Raw genomic sequence first — 14,254 nt, forward strand, 5'->3', positions numbered from 1 at the left:
GTGGCAGTTTTATAGCGCCCTATTGGCCTGATTTTCCCCACCAATACACGTATCAAGAGCAGACCAATTGTTCAAGAACTCCCTGCTGGAATCGGTCAAGGCCCGGCTGGTTCACCCGGAACTCCTGCCATTGCCGCTGCACGCACGGATCCAGCGCGCCCTCCGCCAGCTGATACTGGATGGCGCCCTGGCGACGGGCACGCCACTGCCCGCTTCGCGCCTGCTGGCCAGCTCCCTCGGAGTCTCCCGGGACACCATCGAGTCCGCCTACGGCCAACTGCATGCCGAAGGCTTCATCGAACGCCGGGTCGGCAGCGGCAGCTTCGTGGCCGAAGCCACCCGGTTGCTGCCCGGCAGGCCCGCCGCGCGGCGCACACGCAAGACAACGGAGGAAGGGCCCGGGCTGAGCAGGCGCGGCCAGGCCATGCTGCGCCAGGGCGGCGTGCGCGAGCACCTCGCACCCCGCCCCTTCGCCCATGGCGTGCCCGAGACGCGCACCTTTCCGTTGCAAACCTGGGAGCGCCTGCAACGCCAGGCGCTGAAGGAGTTCGGTTCGAAAGCCTTGCTGCATGGCAACCCCCAGGGCCTGGAGCCGCTGCGTCGGGCCATCGCCGACTACGTCAACCTGGAACGTGGCGCCCGCACCACGGCAGACCAGGTGCTGGTGCTCACCAGTTCCCAGCAGGCGCTCGGGCTGTGCGCCACCGTGTTGCTGGACGCGGGCGAGCGGATATTCATCGAAGACCCGGCCTACTACGGTGCCCGCAAGGCCTTCGAAGCCGCAGGGCTCGCCTGCCAGGCCATCCCCGTCGACGCAGAGGGCCTGCAGGTGGACCGACTCCTGGCTCACCCCCATCCCGCCAAGGCGGTGTACCTGACGCCGTCACACCAGTTCCCGACGGGCGCGACGCTTTCCCTGGAGCGGCGCCTGGCCCTGATCGAATGGGCCAAGCGGGAACAGGCCTGGATCATCGAGGACGACTACGACAGCGAATTCCACTACGCCGGCCGGCCGACCGCCTGCGTCCAGGGCCTGGATGCGCACGAGCGGACGCTCTATATAGGCACCTTCACCAAATCGCTGTTTCCGGGATTGCGCATCGGCTACCTGGTGCTGCCGCCGGCGCTGGTGGAGCCCATGACCGTCGCCCGCACCCTGCTGGACGGCCACACCGCGTCCATCTCCCAGCTGACCCTGGCGCGCTTCATCAGCGGCGGGCACTTCGGCGCCTACGTCCGCAGCATGCGCACCCTCTATGCCGAGCGCCTGGCCCTCCTCGCGGAGCTGCTGGAAAAGAGACTGGGCACGCTGATCGAACCCCATGTTCCGGCCGGAGGATTACAGATGCCCTGCCTGCTCACCGGGGACCTGCCCGAAGCCACCGCCGTCACCGCCGCGCGCAACACGGGCATCGAGCTGCTGGGGCTGAGCGGGCTGTATGTCGAGCGCCCGGCGCAGCCGGGCTTCCTCATGGGCTTCGCCGCCTACACCCCGGAAGAGCTCACGCGTGCAGTCGCCACGCTGGAACGCTGCCTGGGCGCGGCCAGCAGGAAACGGGTTCCGTAGGTTGGCGCCAAGCGCAGCGCGGCCCAGCGGGCGGTGCATGGACGGGCGTGCCACGCGCACCAGGGGAGCCTGCCGGAAACACCGTGCGGCGGTGCGCACAGCAAACCCTACGGCACGCGTTCATCCTGCTGAGCGCTCAATTCAAACCTTCACAGGCAGCCCCCCATAAGGGACGCAGGCAGACTTCGGAGCTTGGACGTAGGGTGTGCCGCGCGCACCTGGGGAGCCTGCCGGAAACACCGTGCGGCGGTGCGCACGGCACACCCTACGGCACGATTTCATCCTGCTGAGCGCTCAATTCAAACCTTCACAGGCAGCGCCGATGACTCATGACCACGCCCTGAGGACGTAATTTCTCAGGTTCAAGTGAAGGAAAGGGACAGGCCAGACACCGGGCAGGCACGACGCCCACCCGGTGCGGGGCGATCAACCGCGCTCGGCGAGGGCCGGCTGGTTGTCGAAGGGGCCGCTGCTGCGGCGCTGGTTGCGGTCTTCGCGGGGGGTGACGCCGAAGAAGTTGCGGTAGGCGCTGGAGAAGTGCGGGCCGGAGGAGAAGCCGCAGGACAGGCCGATCTGGATGATCGACTTGCTGGTCTGCATCAGCATCTGCCGGGCCTTGTTCAGGCGCAGCTCCAGGTAGTACTGGCTGGGCACCCGGTTGAGGTACTGCTTGAAGATGCGCTCCAGCTGGCGACGCGACACGCACACGTGCTGGGCGATCTCGTCGGTGGTCAGCGGCTCCTCGATGTTGGCCTCCATCAGCAGCACCGCCTGGGTGAGCTTCGGGTGGCTGGAGCCGAGGCGGTTCTGCAGCGGAATGCGCTGACGCTCGCCGCCTTCGCGGATGCGCTCCACCACCAGCTCCTCGGACACCGCGCCCGCCAGCTCGGCACCGTGGTCACGGGCCAGCACCGCCAGCAGCAGGTCGAGAACCGAGAGGCCACCACAGGCACTGAGGCGATCACGGTCCCAGTCGAACAGGTGGCTGGTGGCGATGACCTTGGGGAAGCGCTCGGTGAAATCGTCCTGCCAGCGCCAGTGCACCGCCGCACGGTAACCGTCGAGCAGGCCGAGCTGGGCCAGCGGATAGACGCCCGCGGACAGGCCGCCAATCACGCAGCCGGAACGCACCAGCTGCTTGATCGCCGCCGACAGCGCAGCCGACATCGGCGCCGGCGGCTCATCGGCCAGCAGGAACAGCCGCGTGAGGCCTTCGAGCTTGCCGGTCCAGGCTTCGCCGGGCAGGCGCCAGGCGCCCTCGGCAGGTGTTTCGGCCTGGAGGAAGTGCAGCTCGTAAACCACGTCGGAGTGCAGGCGTTGAGCGACGCGAAGTGCTTCCTCGGCCAGCGCCAGGGTCATGGCCTTGGTGCCGGGCCAGAGGAGAAAACCGATTCGATGGGCAGTCATGGCAGGCAGCTTAGCCGCAGTTGGCATTAATTACTTCAGGCTCCCCGAGAGGAACTGCTTGAGGCGCTCGGATTGCGGATTGGCCAGCACTTCGCGTGGGCAGCCGGTCTCTTCGACCACGCCCTTGTGCAGGAAGATCAACTGGTTGGAAACCTCGCGGGCGAAGCCCATCTCGTGGGTCACCACCACCATGGTGCGGCCTTCGGTGGCCAGGTCCTTCATCACCTTGAGCACCTCGCCCACCAGCTCGGGGTCGAGGGCGGAGGTGGGCTCGTCGAACAGCATCACCTCGGGCTCCACGGCCAGGGCACGGGCGATGGCCACGCGCTGCTGCTCGCCGCCGGACATGTGCGCCGGGTAGGCGTCCTTGCGGTGCGCCACGCCCACCTTGGCCAGGTAATGCTCGGCCTTCTCGATGGCTTCCTTCTTCGGTACGCCGAGCACGTGCACGGGCGCTTCGATGACGTTCTCCAGGGCGCTCATGTGCGACCACAGGTTGAAGTGCTGGAACACCATCGCCAGGCGCGAGCGCATGCGCTGCAGCTGCTTGGGCTCGGCCGCCTTGAGGCCGCCGTCGCGGTTGGCCACCAGCTTCAGCTCTTCGCCGTTGAGCAGGATCTTGCCGCCATGGGGCTGCTCGAGCATGTTGATGCAGCGCAGGAAGGTGCTCTTGCCCGAGCCGCTCGAGCCGATGATGCTGATCACGTCACCCGCCTTGGCCGCCAGGGATACGCCCTTGAGGACTTCATGGCTGCCGTAACGCTTGTGCAGGTCTTGGACTTCCAGTTTGTACATGGTCTCGGTCTCGATGCGAATGGATCAGTCGCTCAACAAGCGTCCCTGACGAATGGGTACATGGCCGGCCACCTTGGCCAGCCACAGTCCGGGCTGCGCAAAACGCAGGCGTTCGCGCACATACAGCACACCACCGGTGGAGGCACGCACCACGCTGTGGCGGTCATCCAGGGGGTCGATGACTTCGAACAGCGGATCACCCGCCTCGACCATCGCGCCCGCCGGCTGCAGGAAACTCACCACCCCGGCATGGGGGGCATAGGCATATTCGGCGCCCTCGAAGGGCGTCACCTCGCAACGGGGCGCGGGCGCCGGCGGCCATTCGCCGCTGATCAGCCCCTGCCCGGCGAGGAAGGCGAGGATGGCTTCGCAGCTGGCTTCGGCGCGCTCGCGCTCGGTGTCGGCCATGCCGCCCAGCTCCACGGTCGCCGCCACACAGGCCAGCGGGATGGCGCAATCAGGGAAGCGGCGCTGCAGGCGCAGCCAGGCCATGGAGCAGGCCTCGTCGAAGGAGCTGGCGCCGGAATCCTCGGCCACCAGCATGGCGCCGGCCCCCAGGCGCGCGCCCAGCGGGCCGAAGGCGTCCGCCTGCTGGGGAATCATGTAGAGGTGCATCACCGCGTCGAAGTCGCAATGCAGGTCGAGCACCAGGTCGGCGTCGCAGGCATGGCGCAGCAGCAGGCGCTGCAGGCCCTGGAGCTCGGAGGCGGCCGGCGCCAGGCCATCGAGGGCCTGGTGCATGGCGCTGCGGATCAATTGCACGTTGGCCGCCACGTCGCTGCCCAGGCGCCCATCGAGGGCGGGCGCCACCAGCTCGGCGAGGTCGGCGAAATCACGGTTGAAGTTCTTGCCGCTGGCGAACTCGAAACGGCCCTGGTGGCTGGCCTGGAGCACCTGCCCCAGGCCGATGGGGTTGGCCACCGGCACCAGTTCGACCACGCCGGCCAGGCGCCCTTCGGCTTCCAGCTCGGCGAGGCGCTTCTTCAGCGCCACCGCCACCCGCATGCCCGGCAACTCATCGGCATGCAGCGAGGCCTGGATATAGGCCTTGCGCGCGCCGCTGCCGAAACGGAAAACCGTCAGCTCGCGGCGGGTACCGGGGGCGCCCCAGGGCAACAGGTGGTCGATGCGCTGCATGGGGTCAGGCCTTGCGCGGGGCCATGTAGGCCAGCCAGCGGCGCTCGGCCAGCTTGAACAGGCGCACCAGGATGAAGGTCAGGCACAGGTAGAACAGGCCGGCGGTGATGAAGGCCTCGAACGGCAGGTAGTACTGCGAGTTCACGGTGCGCGCGGCGCCGGTGATGTCGATCAGGGTGACGATGGAGGCGAGGCTGGTGGTGTGCAGCATCATGATCACCTCGTTGCTGTACTGCGGCAGCGCGCGGCGCAGCGCCGAAGGCAGCAGGATGCGGCGGTACAGCTTGGCCCGCGACATGCCGATGGCCTTGGCGGCCTCGATCTCGCCATGGGGCGTGGCCTTGATGCTGCCCGCGAGGATCTCGGCGGTGTAGGCGCTGGTGTTCACGGCGAACGCCAGGCAGGCACAGAAGGTGGCATTGGACAGGTAGGGCCAGAGCACGCTCTCGCGCACCCAGGCGAACTGGGCCAGGCCGTAGTAGATGAGGAACAGCTGCACCAGCATCGGGGTGCCGCGGATGACATAGGTGTAGAGCCAGGCCGGGAAGTTCACCGCCGGCTGCTTGGAGACCCGCATCAGCGCCAGCGGCACGGCCGCCAGCAGGCCCAGGGCGAGGGAGATCGCCAGGAGCTTGAGGGTAACCAGCACGCCACCGAAGTAGAGCGGCAGGTTTTCCAGAATGACGTTGTAGTCGAAGATCACGCGTGCGCCCTCTTGATCACAGCTCGGCGGCTTTGATGCCGGCGGAATAGCGTTTTTCCAGGAAGCGCAGGGCCAGCAGGGAAACGCTGGTCAGCACCAGGTAGAGCGCAGCCACGGCCAGGTAGAAGGTGAAGGGCTCGCGGGTCGCGTCCGCAGCGCTCTTGGCCTTGAACATCATGTCTTGCAGGCCGACCACCGAAACCAGCGCGGTGGCCTTGGTCAGCACCAGCCAGTTGTTGGTGAAGCCGGGAATGGCCAGGCGGATCATCTGCGGCACCAGCACGCGGAAGAACACCTGGCGGCCGCTCATGCCGTAGGCGAAGCCGGCCTCGCCCTGCCCTTTCGGGATCGCCATGAAGGCGCCGCGGAAGGTCTCGGACAGGTAGGCACCGAAGATGAAGCCGAGGGTGAAGACCCCGGACCAGAACGGATCGAGATCGATGTAATCCTCATAGCCGACCAGGGGCGCGACCATGTTCACCACCTGCTGGCCGCCGTAGAAGATCAGCAGGATCAGCACCAGGTCGGGAATACCGCGGATCACCGTGGCATAGGTCTCGCCCAGCAGCGCCAGCCAGCGCACCGGCGACAGGCGGAATGCCGCGCCGACCAGGCCCAGGACGATGGCCATCGACATGGACGACAGGGCCAGCAGAAGGGTGAGCCAGGCACCATCGAGAATGGTCGAGCCGTAGCCGTTGAGCATGTTCAGGTCCTCATGCAGCGCCCCGGCTGGAACCGGACAGCACCGCTGCAACGAAAAAGTGGCACAACCTGCAGGTTAGCCGCGAACCGTGGAGCCTGGTGTCGCGCCGCTGTGGTCGCCTGCTGGCGACCTCAACATCCTGGTTGTGCCACTTCCGGGGAAAGGCAGCCTTTTCGATATGTCACTGAAACCTGGGCGAGGCGCCGGTCTTCAGCGTTCTATCAGTTGCCGTAAACGTCGAACTGGAAGTACTTGTCCTGCACTTCCTTGTACTTGCCGTTGGCGCGGATGGCGGCGATGGCGGCAGTGATCTTGTCGGCCAGGGCTTTGTCGCCCTTGCGCACGGCGATACCGGCGCCCTCACCGAAGTACTTCGGATCGGTGTAGTCCGGGCCTACCAGGGCGAAGCCCTTGCCGGCTTCGGTCTTGAGGAAACCGTCGTCGATGTTCACGGCATCGGCCAGGGTCGCGTCGAGGCGGCCGGAGGTCATGTCGAGGAAGACTTCGTTCTGCGAGCTGTAGCGCACCACTTCGATGCCGGCCGGGGCATAGACCTCGGTGGCGAAACGGTCGTAGGTGCTGGCGCGCTGCACGCCAACCTTCTTGCCCTTCAGGTCCACCAGCGGGTCGTTGATCACGGTGCCGGCCTTCATCGCCAGCTTGATCGGGGTCTGGTAGTACTTGCCGGTGAAGTCCACGGACTTCTTGCGCTCGTCGGTGATGGTCATCGAGGACAGGATGGCGTCGAACTTGCGCACCTTGAGGGCCGGGATCAGACCGTCGAATTCCTGCTCGATCCATTTGCACTCGACCTTCATCTCGGCGCACAGGGCGTTGCCGATGTCGTAGTCGAAGCCGGTGATCTTGCCGTCCGGAGTCTTGTAGGCGAAGGGCGGGTAGGCCGCTTCGATACCGATGCGCAGGGGTTTGGCTTCATCGGCCACAGCAGCCAGCGGCGACAACAGGGAAAGCGCCATGGCGCCGAGAAGTGCGATCTTCTTCATCTTTTGACTCCTACGAATGGGTATGGCTTCTGCTGGCAGAGTGAGAAAGTGCCCAGGCCTTCGATGAATTGTAGAAAGAGGCGCCGGGTTTACCTTGATCGATCTCAGGGAAAATGGCCGTGGCCGGGTGAGCGGCATTCTAGCGACAGCCCTAAAGTCGATATTTCTTCAATGCGACAACAAATTACAAAAGGCCAGGACGGCCAGGGCGGGCGGGTTGACAGTCTCCTGCCGATATGCAAGAGCCAGAAAGACGTTAAACCGAATGAAACAGCAATTACCGCGCCAATAAATAGATCCCCCTTTATCCACAAGGCTTGCGGCCTTGGAGCGATTTTTCCCGAGCGGACTTTCACGCCCTCATTCGAGGCAGGGTGTTCCCTGTCGCCCCGTTTCGGCGCAACGCGTAACAGCGCCAGCGTTACCCTGACCGGGCAGTCCGGCACTTGGCCGCACAAACTTCTTTCGCCGATATAAATCAGTCGCTTGGCGTCGTCGCCGACACGACCCAGTGACCAAGCCCCCCGCAAGTAAAAATCCACGTTCTTAGAACGTGGCTTTGCTTTTGGCCCCCTAGAAGGGGGCAATCAGACCTCGGAACATGCAGCCGCCGCTCACTTCGGACGTAGGGTGTGCTGCGCGCACCTCGGACTCGCCGGAAGCACCGCGCGGAGGTGCGCACGGCACACCCAACGACACGCGTTCATCCTGCCGGGCTCTCCATTCAAATCGTCACAGGAAGAACCGATGACCACGCCCTAAGGACGTGGTTTCCCAAGTTCAAATGAAAACGCCCCGCCGCGGCTTGTGGCCGGGGCGGGGCGTGGGTGTTGCGCGCAGACGCCGGGTCAGGCGGCCTGCATGGTGCGGTGGGTATCGATGAGGTGCTGCACCACGCCGGGATCGGCCAGCGTGGAGATATCGCCGAGGGTGTCGTACTCGGCCACGGCGATCTTGCGCAGGATGCGGCGCATGATCTTGCCCGAGCGGGTCTTGGGCAAGCCCGGTGCCCACTGGATGACGTCCGGCGTGGCGATGGGGCCGATCTCGCGGCGCACCCACTGCTTGAGTTCCTGGCGCAATGCCTCGGAGGACTCCACCCCGGCGTTGAGGGTGACGTAGACGTAGATGCCCTGCCCCTTGATGTCGTGGGGGACGCCGACCACGGCGGCCTCGGCGACTTTCGGGTGGGCGACCATGGCGCTTTCGATCTCGGCGGTGCCCATGCGGTGGCCGGAGACGTTGAGCACGTCATCGACGCGGCCGGTGATCCAGTAGTAGCCGTCTTCGTCGCGACGGGCACCGTCACCGGTGAAGTACATGCCCTTGAAAGTCTTGAAGTAGGTGTCGACGAAACGGTCGTGGTCGCCGTACAGGGTACGGGCCTGGCCCGGCCAGGAGTCGATGATCACCAGATTGCCTTCGGCGGCGCCCTCGATCAGGTTGCCCAGGTTGTCCACCAGGGCCGGCTGCACACCAAAGAAGGGGCGCGCGGCGGAGCCCGGCTTGAGGGCGTGGGCACCCGGCAGCGGGGTCATCAGGCAGGCGCCGGTCTCGGTCTGCCACCAGGTGTCGACGATCGGGCAGCGGGACCGGCCGACGTTCTCGTAGTACCAATGCCAGGCTTCCGGGTTGATCGGCTCGCCCACCGAACCCAGCAGGCGCAGGCTGGAGCCATCGGCACCGGCCACGGCGGCCTTGCCCTCGGCCATCATCGCGCGGATGGCGGTGGGGGCGGTGTAGAGGATGTTGACCTTGTGCTTGTCGATGATCTTGGCGACGCGGGAAACATCCGGATAGTTCGGCACGCCTTCGAACATCAGGGTCGTGGCGCCGTTGGAAAGCGGCCCATAGACCAGGTAGGTGTGGCCGGTGACCCAGCCGATGTCGGCGGTGCACCAGAAGACTTCGCCCGGACGGTAGTCGAACACGCGCTCATGGGTCAGCGAGGCGTAGACCAGGTAGCCGCCGGTGGTGTGCAGCACGCCCTTGGGCTTACCGGTGGAGCCGGAGGTGTAGAGGATGAACAGCGGGTCCTCGGCGCCCATTTCCTTCGGCAGGCACTGGCTGGAGGCGACCTTCATCAGGTCCTCGTACCAGACGTCGCGGTGCGGGTTCCACTTGATGTCCGAACCGGTGCGCTTGACCACGATCAGCTTCTGCACGCTGCTGGTCTCGGGGTTGGTCAGGGCGTCGTCGACATTGGCTTTCAGCGCTGTCTTCTTGCCGCCGCGCAGGCCTTCGTCGGCGGTGATCACCACCTTGGACTTGCAGTCGATGATGCGACCGGCCAGGGCTTCAGGAGAGAAGCCACCGAAGACCACGGAGTGGATCGCGCCGATACGGGTACAGGCGAGCATGGCCACCACTGCCTCGGGGATCATCGGCATGTAGAGGGTCACCACGTCGCCACGGTGCACATCCTGGCCGCGCAGGGCGTTGGCGAACTTGCACACTTCTTCGTGCAGTTCGCGGTAGGTGATGTTGCGGTGCTCGGACGGGTCGTCGCCTTCCCAGATGATCGCCAGCTGGTCGCCGCGCTCGGCGAGGTGACGGTCCAGGCAGTTGGCGGAAAGGTTGAGGGTGCCGTCGGCGAACCACTTGATGTCGACGTGGTGGTCGTCGAAGGAGGTCTGCTTGACCTTGGTGAACGGCTTGATCCAGTCGATGCGCTGAGCCTGCTCGCGCCAGAAGCCGTCGGGGTTGATCACCGACTGCTGGTACATGGCCTTGTAGGTCGCCTCGTTGGTCAGCGACTTTTCAGCCACCTCGGGACGCACCGGATACAGTGAAGCAGCACTCATGTTCATACCTCGACGGGCAGTTGTTTTTGTATGCCGCCTTTTGTATCCCCCGCCTCCCTGTAGGGCCATTCGACCATGGTCTTACCGCATACGGACTATGGTCTAAGGCCGCCGCAAAGCCCTGGTAGCAAGGCCCGCCCGGGCGGGCATACATCGCGCGCCCAGCCGCACAACGCTCCCCCCAGCAGGCCGAATCGGCCAACAGCGCTACGAACGTTCCCCGCAGTGAGAAATGGCTGACGCATGCGCATTAAAACGAACACCCATCCAGCAGAAAAATCGACAAAAGCGCCACATCCGGCAAATTCAGGCGGAAATATTTAGCTAAATCCTATCGATTGCCTTCAGTCGATTCCAAATGGTAATTTTCCGTTCATTATGTCGAACACAAAACCCTACTCCCTGCACTTTTCCCGTCTGGTGTCCCGTGAAGGCCACTGGACCGGCGACCTCTAGCCCTCCCCTCTTCCATCGAAGGCCACACCGGGATCTCCCCGCGCGGGCCATCCACCGAGATTCCCCGCGCCCGTCCAACGAATGACGGCGCTTTTGCACGCCCATGGGAGGGCACCATGCGTTCCTGGATTTACCTGCTCACGGCGATCTTCTTCGAAGTCGTCGGCACCACCTCGATGAAATTCGCCACCGAATACGCACCCCTGCTCGGCTACCTGTTGATGTACGTGCTGATCGGCCTGTCCTACTTCTTCCTCGCCCTGGCGGTGAAGCGCGTCCCGGTTGGCGTCGCCTATGCACTGTGGGAAGGCATCGGCATCGTCCTGATCACCGCCGTCAGCGTCGCCTGGCTGGGCGAGAGCCTCGGCCTGGCCAAGGCGCTGGGCCTGGCCGTGATGATCGTCGGCATCCTGCTGATCAAGTTCGGCACCCGCGCCGAGCCCGTGGCCCGTGGCCAGGAGGCGGCGGCATGAACGGCGTGACCTGGATCCACTTCGCCTGGCTGGGCCTGGCCATCGCCCTGGAAGTGCTGGCCAACGTCCTGCTCAAGTACTCCGACGGCTTCCGTCGCCACGTGCTCGGCGCCATCTCCATCCTCTGCATCCTGGCGGCCTTCACCGCACTGGCCCAGGCGGTGCGCGGCATCGAGCTGTCACTGGCGTATGCCATCTGGGGCGGCTTCGGCATCCTCGCCACGGTCGCCATGGGCTGGGCACTGTTCGGCCAGCGCCTGGCGTGGAAGGGCTGGCTCGGCCTGGTCATGCTGGTGCTGGGGATGGGCCTGCTGAAACTGGCGTGACCCGCCCTGTGCGGAAGGGCAGATCGCAGGCAAAAAAATGGGCGACCCCAGGGTCGCCCTATCAATCATTCCGGGAGAGGAATGTAGAAACGCTTGTGTCCGCATCACGCAAGATTCAGACAGCGCCCTTTTTACGCTCCCGCCTCCGTGCCAGCCATTGCACCAAGGTCTAACAGCTCCTTTAAGAACCTAGGCGAGGCAACGCCGTTGGTTTTTCCTAAACCTCCTCGCGACCCAGGCCATGCTGGCGCAACTTATTGGCAATGGTGGTGTGGGACACCCCCAGGCGCTTGCCCAGTTGGCGGCTGCTGGGGTGGTCGGCGAACAGGCATTCCAGCACCGCCTTCTCGAAGCGCCCGAGAATGGCGTCCAGCCCGCCGTCGAGGGAGAAATCCCCCAGGGGCTGCGGCGCGCCGTAGTGCGGCAGGCGGATGTGCTCGGGCTTGACCGTGCCGCCCTCGCACAGGGAAACCGCCTGGAACAGCACGTTCTCCAGTTGCCGCACGTTGCCCGGCCAGTGGTAGTGGCCGAGGCGCTCCAGGGCCTGGGGTGCCAGCCGCGGCAAGGCGCAGCCGATCTGCCGGCTGGCCGAGTCGAGGAAGTGCTCCACCAGCGGCGGCAACCCATCCAGGCATTCGCGCAGTGGCGGGATGTGCAGCGACAGCACATTGAGGCGGTGGTACAGGTCCTGGCGGAATTCGCCCCGCGCACAGAGCTCGGACAGGTCCACCTGGGTGGCGCAGATCACCCGCACGTCCAGGTACACCTCCTCGTCGCTGCCCACGCGGCGGAAGCAGCCGTCCTGGAGGAAGCGCAACAGCTTGGCCTGCAGGCGCGGGCTCATCTCGCCCACGCCGTCGAGGAACAGCGTGCCGCCGGCGGTCAGCTCCAGCAGCCCCAGCTTGCCTTCCGGCCGTGCGCCCTCGAAGGCCCCCGGGCCGTAGCCGAACAGCTCGGTCTCGGCCATGGATTCCGGCAGGCCGGCGCAGTTCAGCGCCATGAAGGGCGACTGCCCGCGCGGGCTGGCCAGGTGGCAGGCGCGGGCCAGCAGCTCCTTGCCGGTACCGGTCTCGCCCTCGATCAGCAGCGGCGCGTCCAGGGGCGCCATGCGCCGCGCCTCGCGCACCACGGCGGCCATCACCCGTGAACTCTGGAAGATGCTGTCGAAGCCGCGCAGCTCCTGCTTGCGCACGTGGTAGATGCGCTCGCCCACGCGGTCGGCGCGGTGCAGGGTGAGCACCGCACCGGCCAGGGCCTCGCTCTCGTCGTGTTCGGATTGCAGCGGCGCGATATCGGCGAGGAACACATCGCCCCGCACCTTCACCCGCAGGCCGTTGATGCGCGCCTTGTTGGCCCGCACCAGCTCCGGCAGGTCGAAATCCTCGGTGTAGCGCGACAGCGGAATGCCCGGCACCTCGTCCACGCGCACGCCCAGCAACTGCGCAGCGGCGCGGTTGGCGGCGACGATGGAGCCGCCCATGTCGATGGACAGCACCGGGAACTCCAGCGCGCCGAGCAGCGCGTTCAGCTCCAGGTGGCGGCGTTCGCTGGGCATCAGGCCCACGCGCTTGACGCCGAACACGCCAGGGATGTCCTCCAGCTTTGGCCGCAGCGACTGCAACTGCAGGTTGATCAGGTTCGGGCAGAGCAGGTAGATGGCGTTGCCCTGGTCGCCGCCGACTTCGCCGCGGTTGACGTTGATGCCGTAGTCGACGAGCAGGTTGAGGATGTCGCGCAGGATGCCTACGCGATTCTGGCAATGGACTTTGATACGCATGCGGCACCCCGGAAACGGGTTCTTGTCTGGGGCTCGGTGCTGAAAATCAGCATCCTGCCCGATTTTTCCGTCAAGAATATGTGACGAATCCATCCACCAGCAAGATGACTCCGCCTAGCCCTCGCAAAATCGTAAATATTTCTTTACGGAAACGCCGCCACCGTTCCCTTGCCGCTCCTTGCCGCCCGGCTGCACAGCGCAACGAACCGGGTTATCCATGGCCTAACACAACAACAAAGCCCGCCCCAGGAGGCCGAATGAAAACCTCGCAATACGTGGCCCGCGAGCCGGATGAGAACGACTTTATCCACTACCCGGACAGCGAGCACCGGGTATGGAACACCCTGATCACCCGCCAATTGAAGGTGATCGAAGGGCGCGCCTGCCAGGAGTACCTGGACGGCATCGAACGCCTCGCCCTCCCCCATGACCGCATTCCCCAGCTGGGCGAGATCAACCAGGTGCTGCAAGCCGCCACCGGCTGGCGTGTCGCCCGGGTACCGGCCCTGATCCCCTTCCAGACCTTTTTCGAGCTGCTGGCCAGCCAGCAGTTCCCGGTGGCCACCTTCATCCGCACCCCTGAAGAACTGGACTACCTGCAGGAGCCGGACATCTTCCACGAGATCTTCGGCCACTGCCCGCTGCTGACCAACCCCTGGTTCGCCGAGTTCACCCACACCTACGGCAAGCTCGGCCTCAAGGCCACCAAGGAAGAGCGCGTCTACCTCGCCCGCCTGTACTGGATGACCATCGAATTCGGCCTGGTGGAAACCGCCCAGGGCCGGCGCATCTATGGCGGCGGCATCCTCTCCTCGCCGAAGGAGACCGTCTACAGTCTTTCCGACGCGCCCGAGCACCAGGCCTTCGATCCGCTGGAGTGCATGCGCACGCCGTACCGCATCGATATCCTGCAGCCGCTCTACTTCGTGCTGCCGGACCTCAAGCGCCTGTTCGAGCTGGCCCACGAGGACATCATGGCGCTGGTGCGCCAGGCCATGACCCTCGGCCTGCACGCGCCCAAGTTCCCGCCCAAGCCCAAGGCGGCCTGAGCCCTTATTCGCCGGTTGGCGCCACCCGCCGCACCAACCGACCTGCCCTC

12 protein-coding genes are annotated in these 14,254 nt (G+C 65.4%); 4 read left to right on the forward strand and 8 right to left on the reverse strand.

Going from position 1 to position 14,254, the window contains the following annotated elements:
* Window positions 1-67: 67 nt before the first annotated feature.
* Window positions 68-1,567 carry a MocR-like pyridoxine biosynthesis transcription factor PdxR gene (pdxR, locus tag PSm6_RS01845; protein ID WP_265169382.1) on the forward strand — a complete coding sequence of 500 codons (1,500 nt, stop codon included), beginning with the start codon at window positions 68-70 and terminating at the stop codon, window positions 1,565-1,567.
* A 426-nt stretch (window positions 1,568-1,993) separates the two neighbouring features.
* Here the strand turns inward: pdxR and argR are convergent, their stop codons facing one another.
* From argR to acs, 7 genes are all read right to left on the reverse strand, one after another.
* Window positions 1,994-2,974, reverse strand: coding sequence for a transcriptional regulator ArgR (gene argR, locus PSm6_RS01850; RefSeq protein ID WP_031287378.1), 981 nt, complete (start codon window positions 2,972-2,974; stop codon window positions 1,994-1,996).
* A gap of 30 nt (window positions 2,975-3,004) precedes the next feature.
* Complete coding sequence (locus PSm6_RS01855; protein ID WP_021218464.1) at window positions 3,005-3,769, reverse strand: ABC transporter ATP-binding protein; 765 nt, start codon at window positions 3,767-3,769, stop codon at window positions 3,005-3,007.
* A gap of 24 nt (window positions 3,770-3,793) precedes the next feature.
* Complete coding sequence (locus PSm6_RS01860) at window positions 3,794-4,906, reverse strand: succinylglutamate desuccinylase/aspartoacylase family protein (protein ID WP_021218463.1); 1,113 nt, start codon at window positions 4,904-4,906, stop codon at window positions 3,794-3,796.
* Between the two features lie 4 nt (window positions 4,907-4,910).
* Window positions 4,911-5,609: an ABC transporter permease gene (locus tag PSm6_RS01865; RefSeq protein ID WP_021218462.1), complete on the reverse strand. Its 699-nt coding sequence runs from the start codon at window positions 5,607-5,609 to the stop codon at window positions 4,911-4,913.
* Window positions 5,610-5,625: 16 nt separating this feature from the next.
* A complete protein-coding gene (locus PSm6_RS01870; RefSeq protein WP_021218461.1) occupies window positions 5,626-6,315 on the reverse strand; it encodes an ABC transporter permease in 690 nt (229 codons plus the stop codon).
* Between the two features lie 221 nt (window positions 6,316-6,536).
* Window positions 6,537-7,319: an L-arginine-binding protein AotJ gene (gene aotJ / locus PSm6_RS01875; RefSeq protein ID WP_021218460.1), complete on the reverse strand. Its 783-nt coding sequence runs from the start codon at window positions 7,317-7,319 to the stop codon at window positions 6,537-6,539.
* Between the two features lie 848 nt (window positions 7,320-8,167).
* Window positions 8,168-10,123, reverse strand: coding sequence for an acetate--CoA ligase (gene acs, locus PSm6_RS01880; protein WP_031287377.1), 1,956 nt, complete (start codon window positions 10,121-10,123; stop codon window positions 8,168-8,170).
* A gap of 572 nt (window positions 10,124-10,695) precedes the next feature.
* Between acs and PSm6_RS01885 the strand changes: the two genes are divergently transcribed.
* A complete protein-coding gene (locus PSm6_RS01885) occupies window positions 10,696-11,052 on the forward strand; it encodes a multidrug/spermidine efflux SMR transporter subunit MdtJ (protein ID WP_021218458.1) in 357 nt (118 codons plus the stop codon).
* Window positions 11,049-11,378, forward strand: coding sequence for a multidrug/spermidine efflux SMR transporter subunit MdtI (gene mdtI, locus PSm6_RS01890; RefSeq protein ID WP_265169387.1), 330 nt, complete (start codon window positions 11,049-11,051; stop codon window positions 11,376-11,378). Before PSm6_RS01885 ends, mdtI begins: the two co-directional genes overlap by 4 nt.
* 217 nt (window positions 11,379-11,595) lie before the next feature.
* On the opposite strand, the gene PSm6_RS01895 is transcribed toward mdtI, so the two are convergent.
* Entirely contained in the window at window positions 11,596-13,155 is a 1,560-nt protein-coding gene (locus tag PSm6_RS01895; protein WP_021218456.1) for a sigma-54-dependent phenylalanine hydroxylase transcriptional regulator PhhR, read from the reverse strand.
* A gap of 257 nt (window positions 13,156-13,412) precedes the next feature.
* Between PSm6_RS01895 and phhA the strand changes: the two genes are divergently transcribed.
* Window positions 13,413-14,204, forward strand: coding sequence for a phenylalanine 4-monooxygenase (phhA, locus tag PSm6_RS01900; protein WP_021218455.1), 792 nt, complete (start codon window positions 13,413-13,415; stop codon window positions 14,202-14,204).
* Window positions 14,205-14,254: the final 50 nt, after the last annotated feature.

This window comes from Pseudomonas solani (assembly GCF_026072635.1).
GTDB classification, from domain to species: Bacteria; Pseudomonadota; Gammaproteobacteria; order Pseudomonadales; family Pseudomonadaceae; genus Metapseudomonas; species Metapseudomonas solani.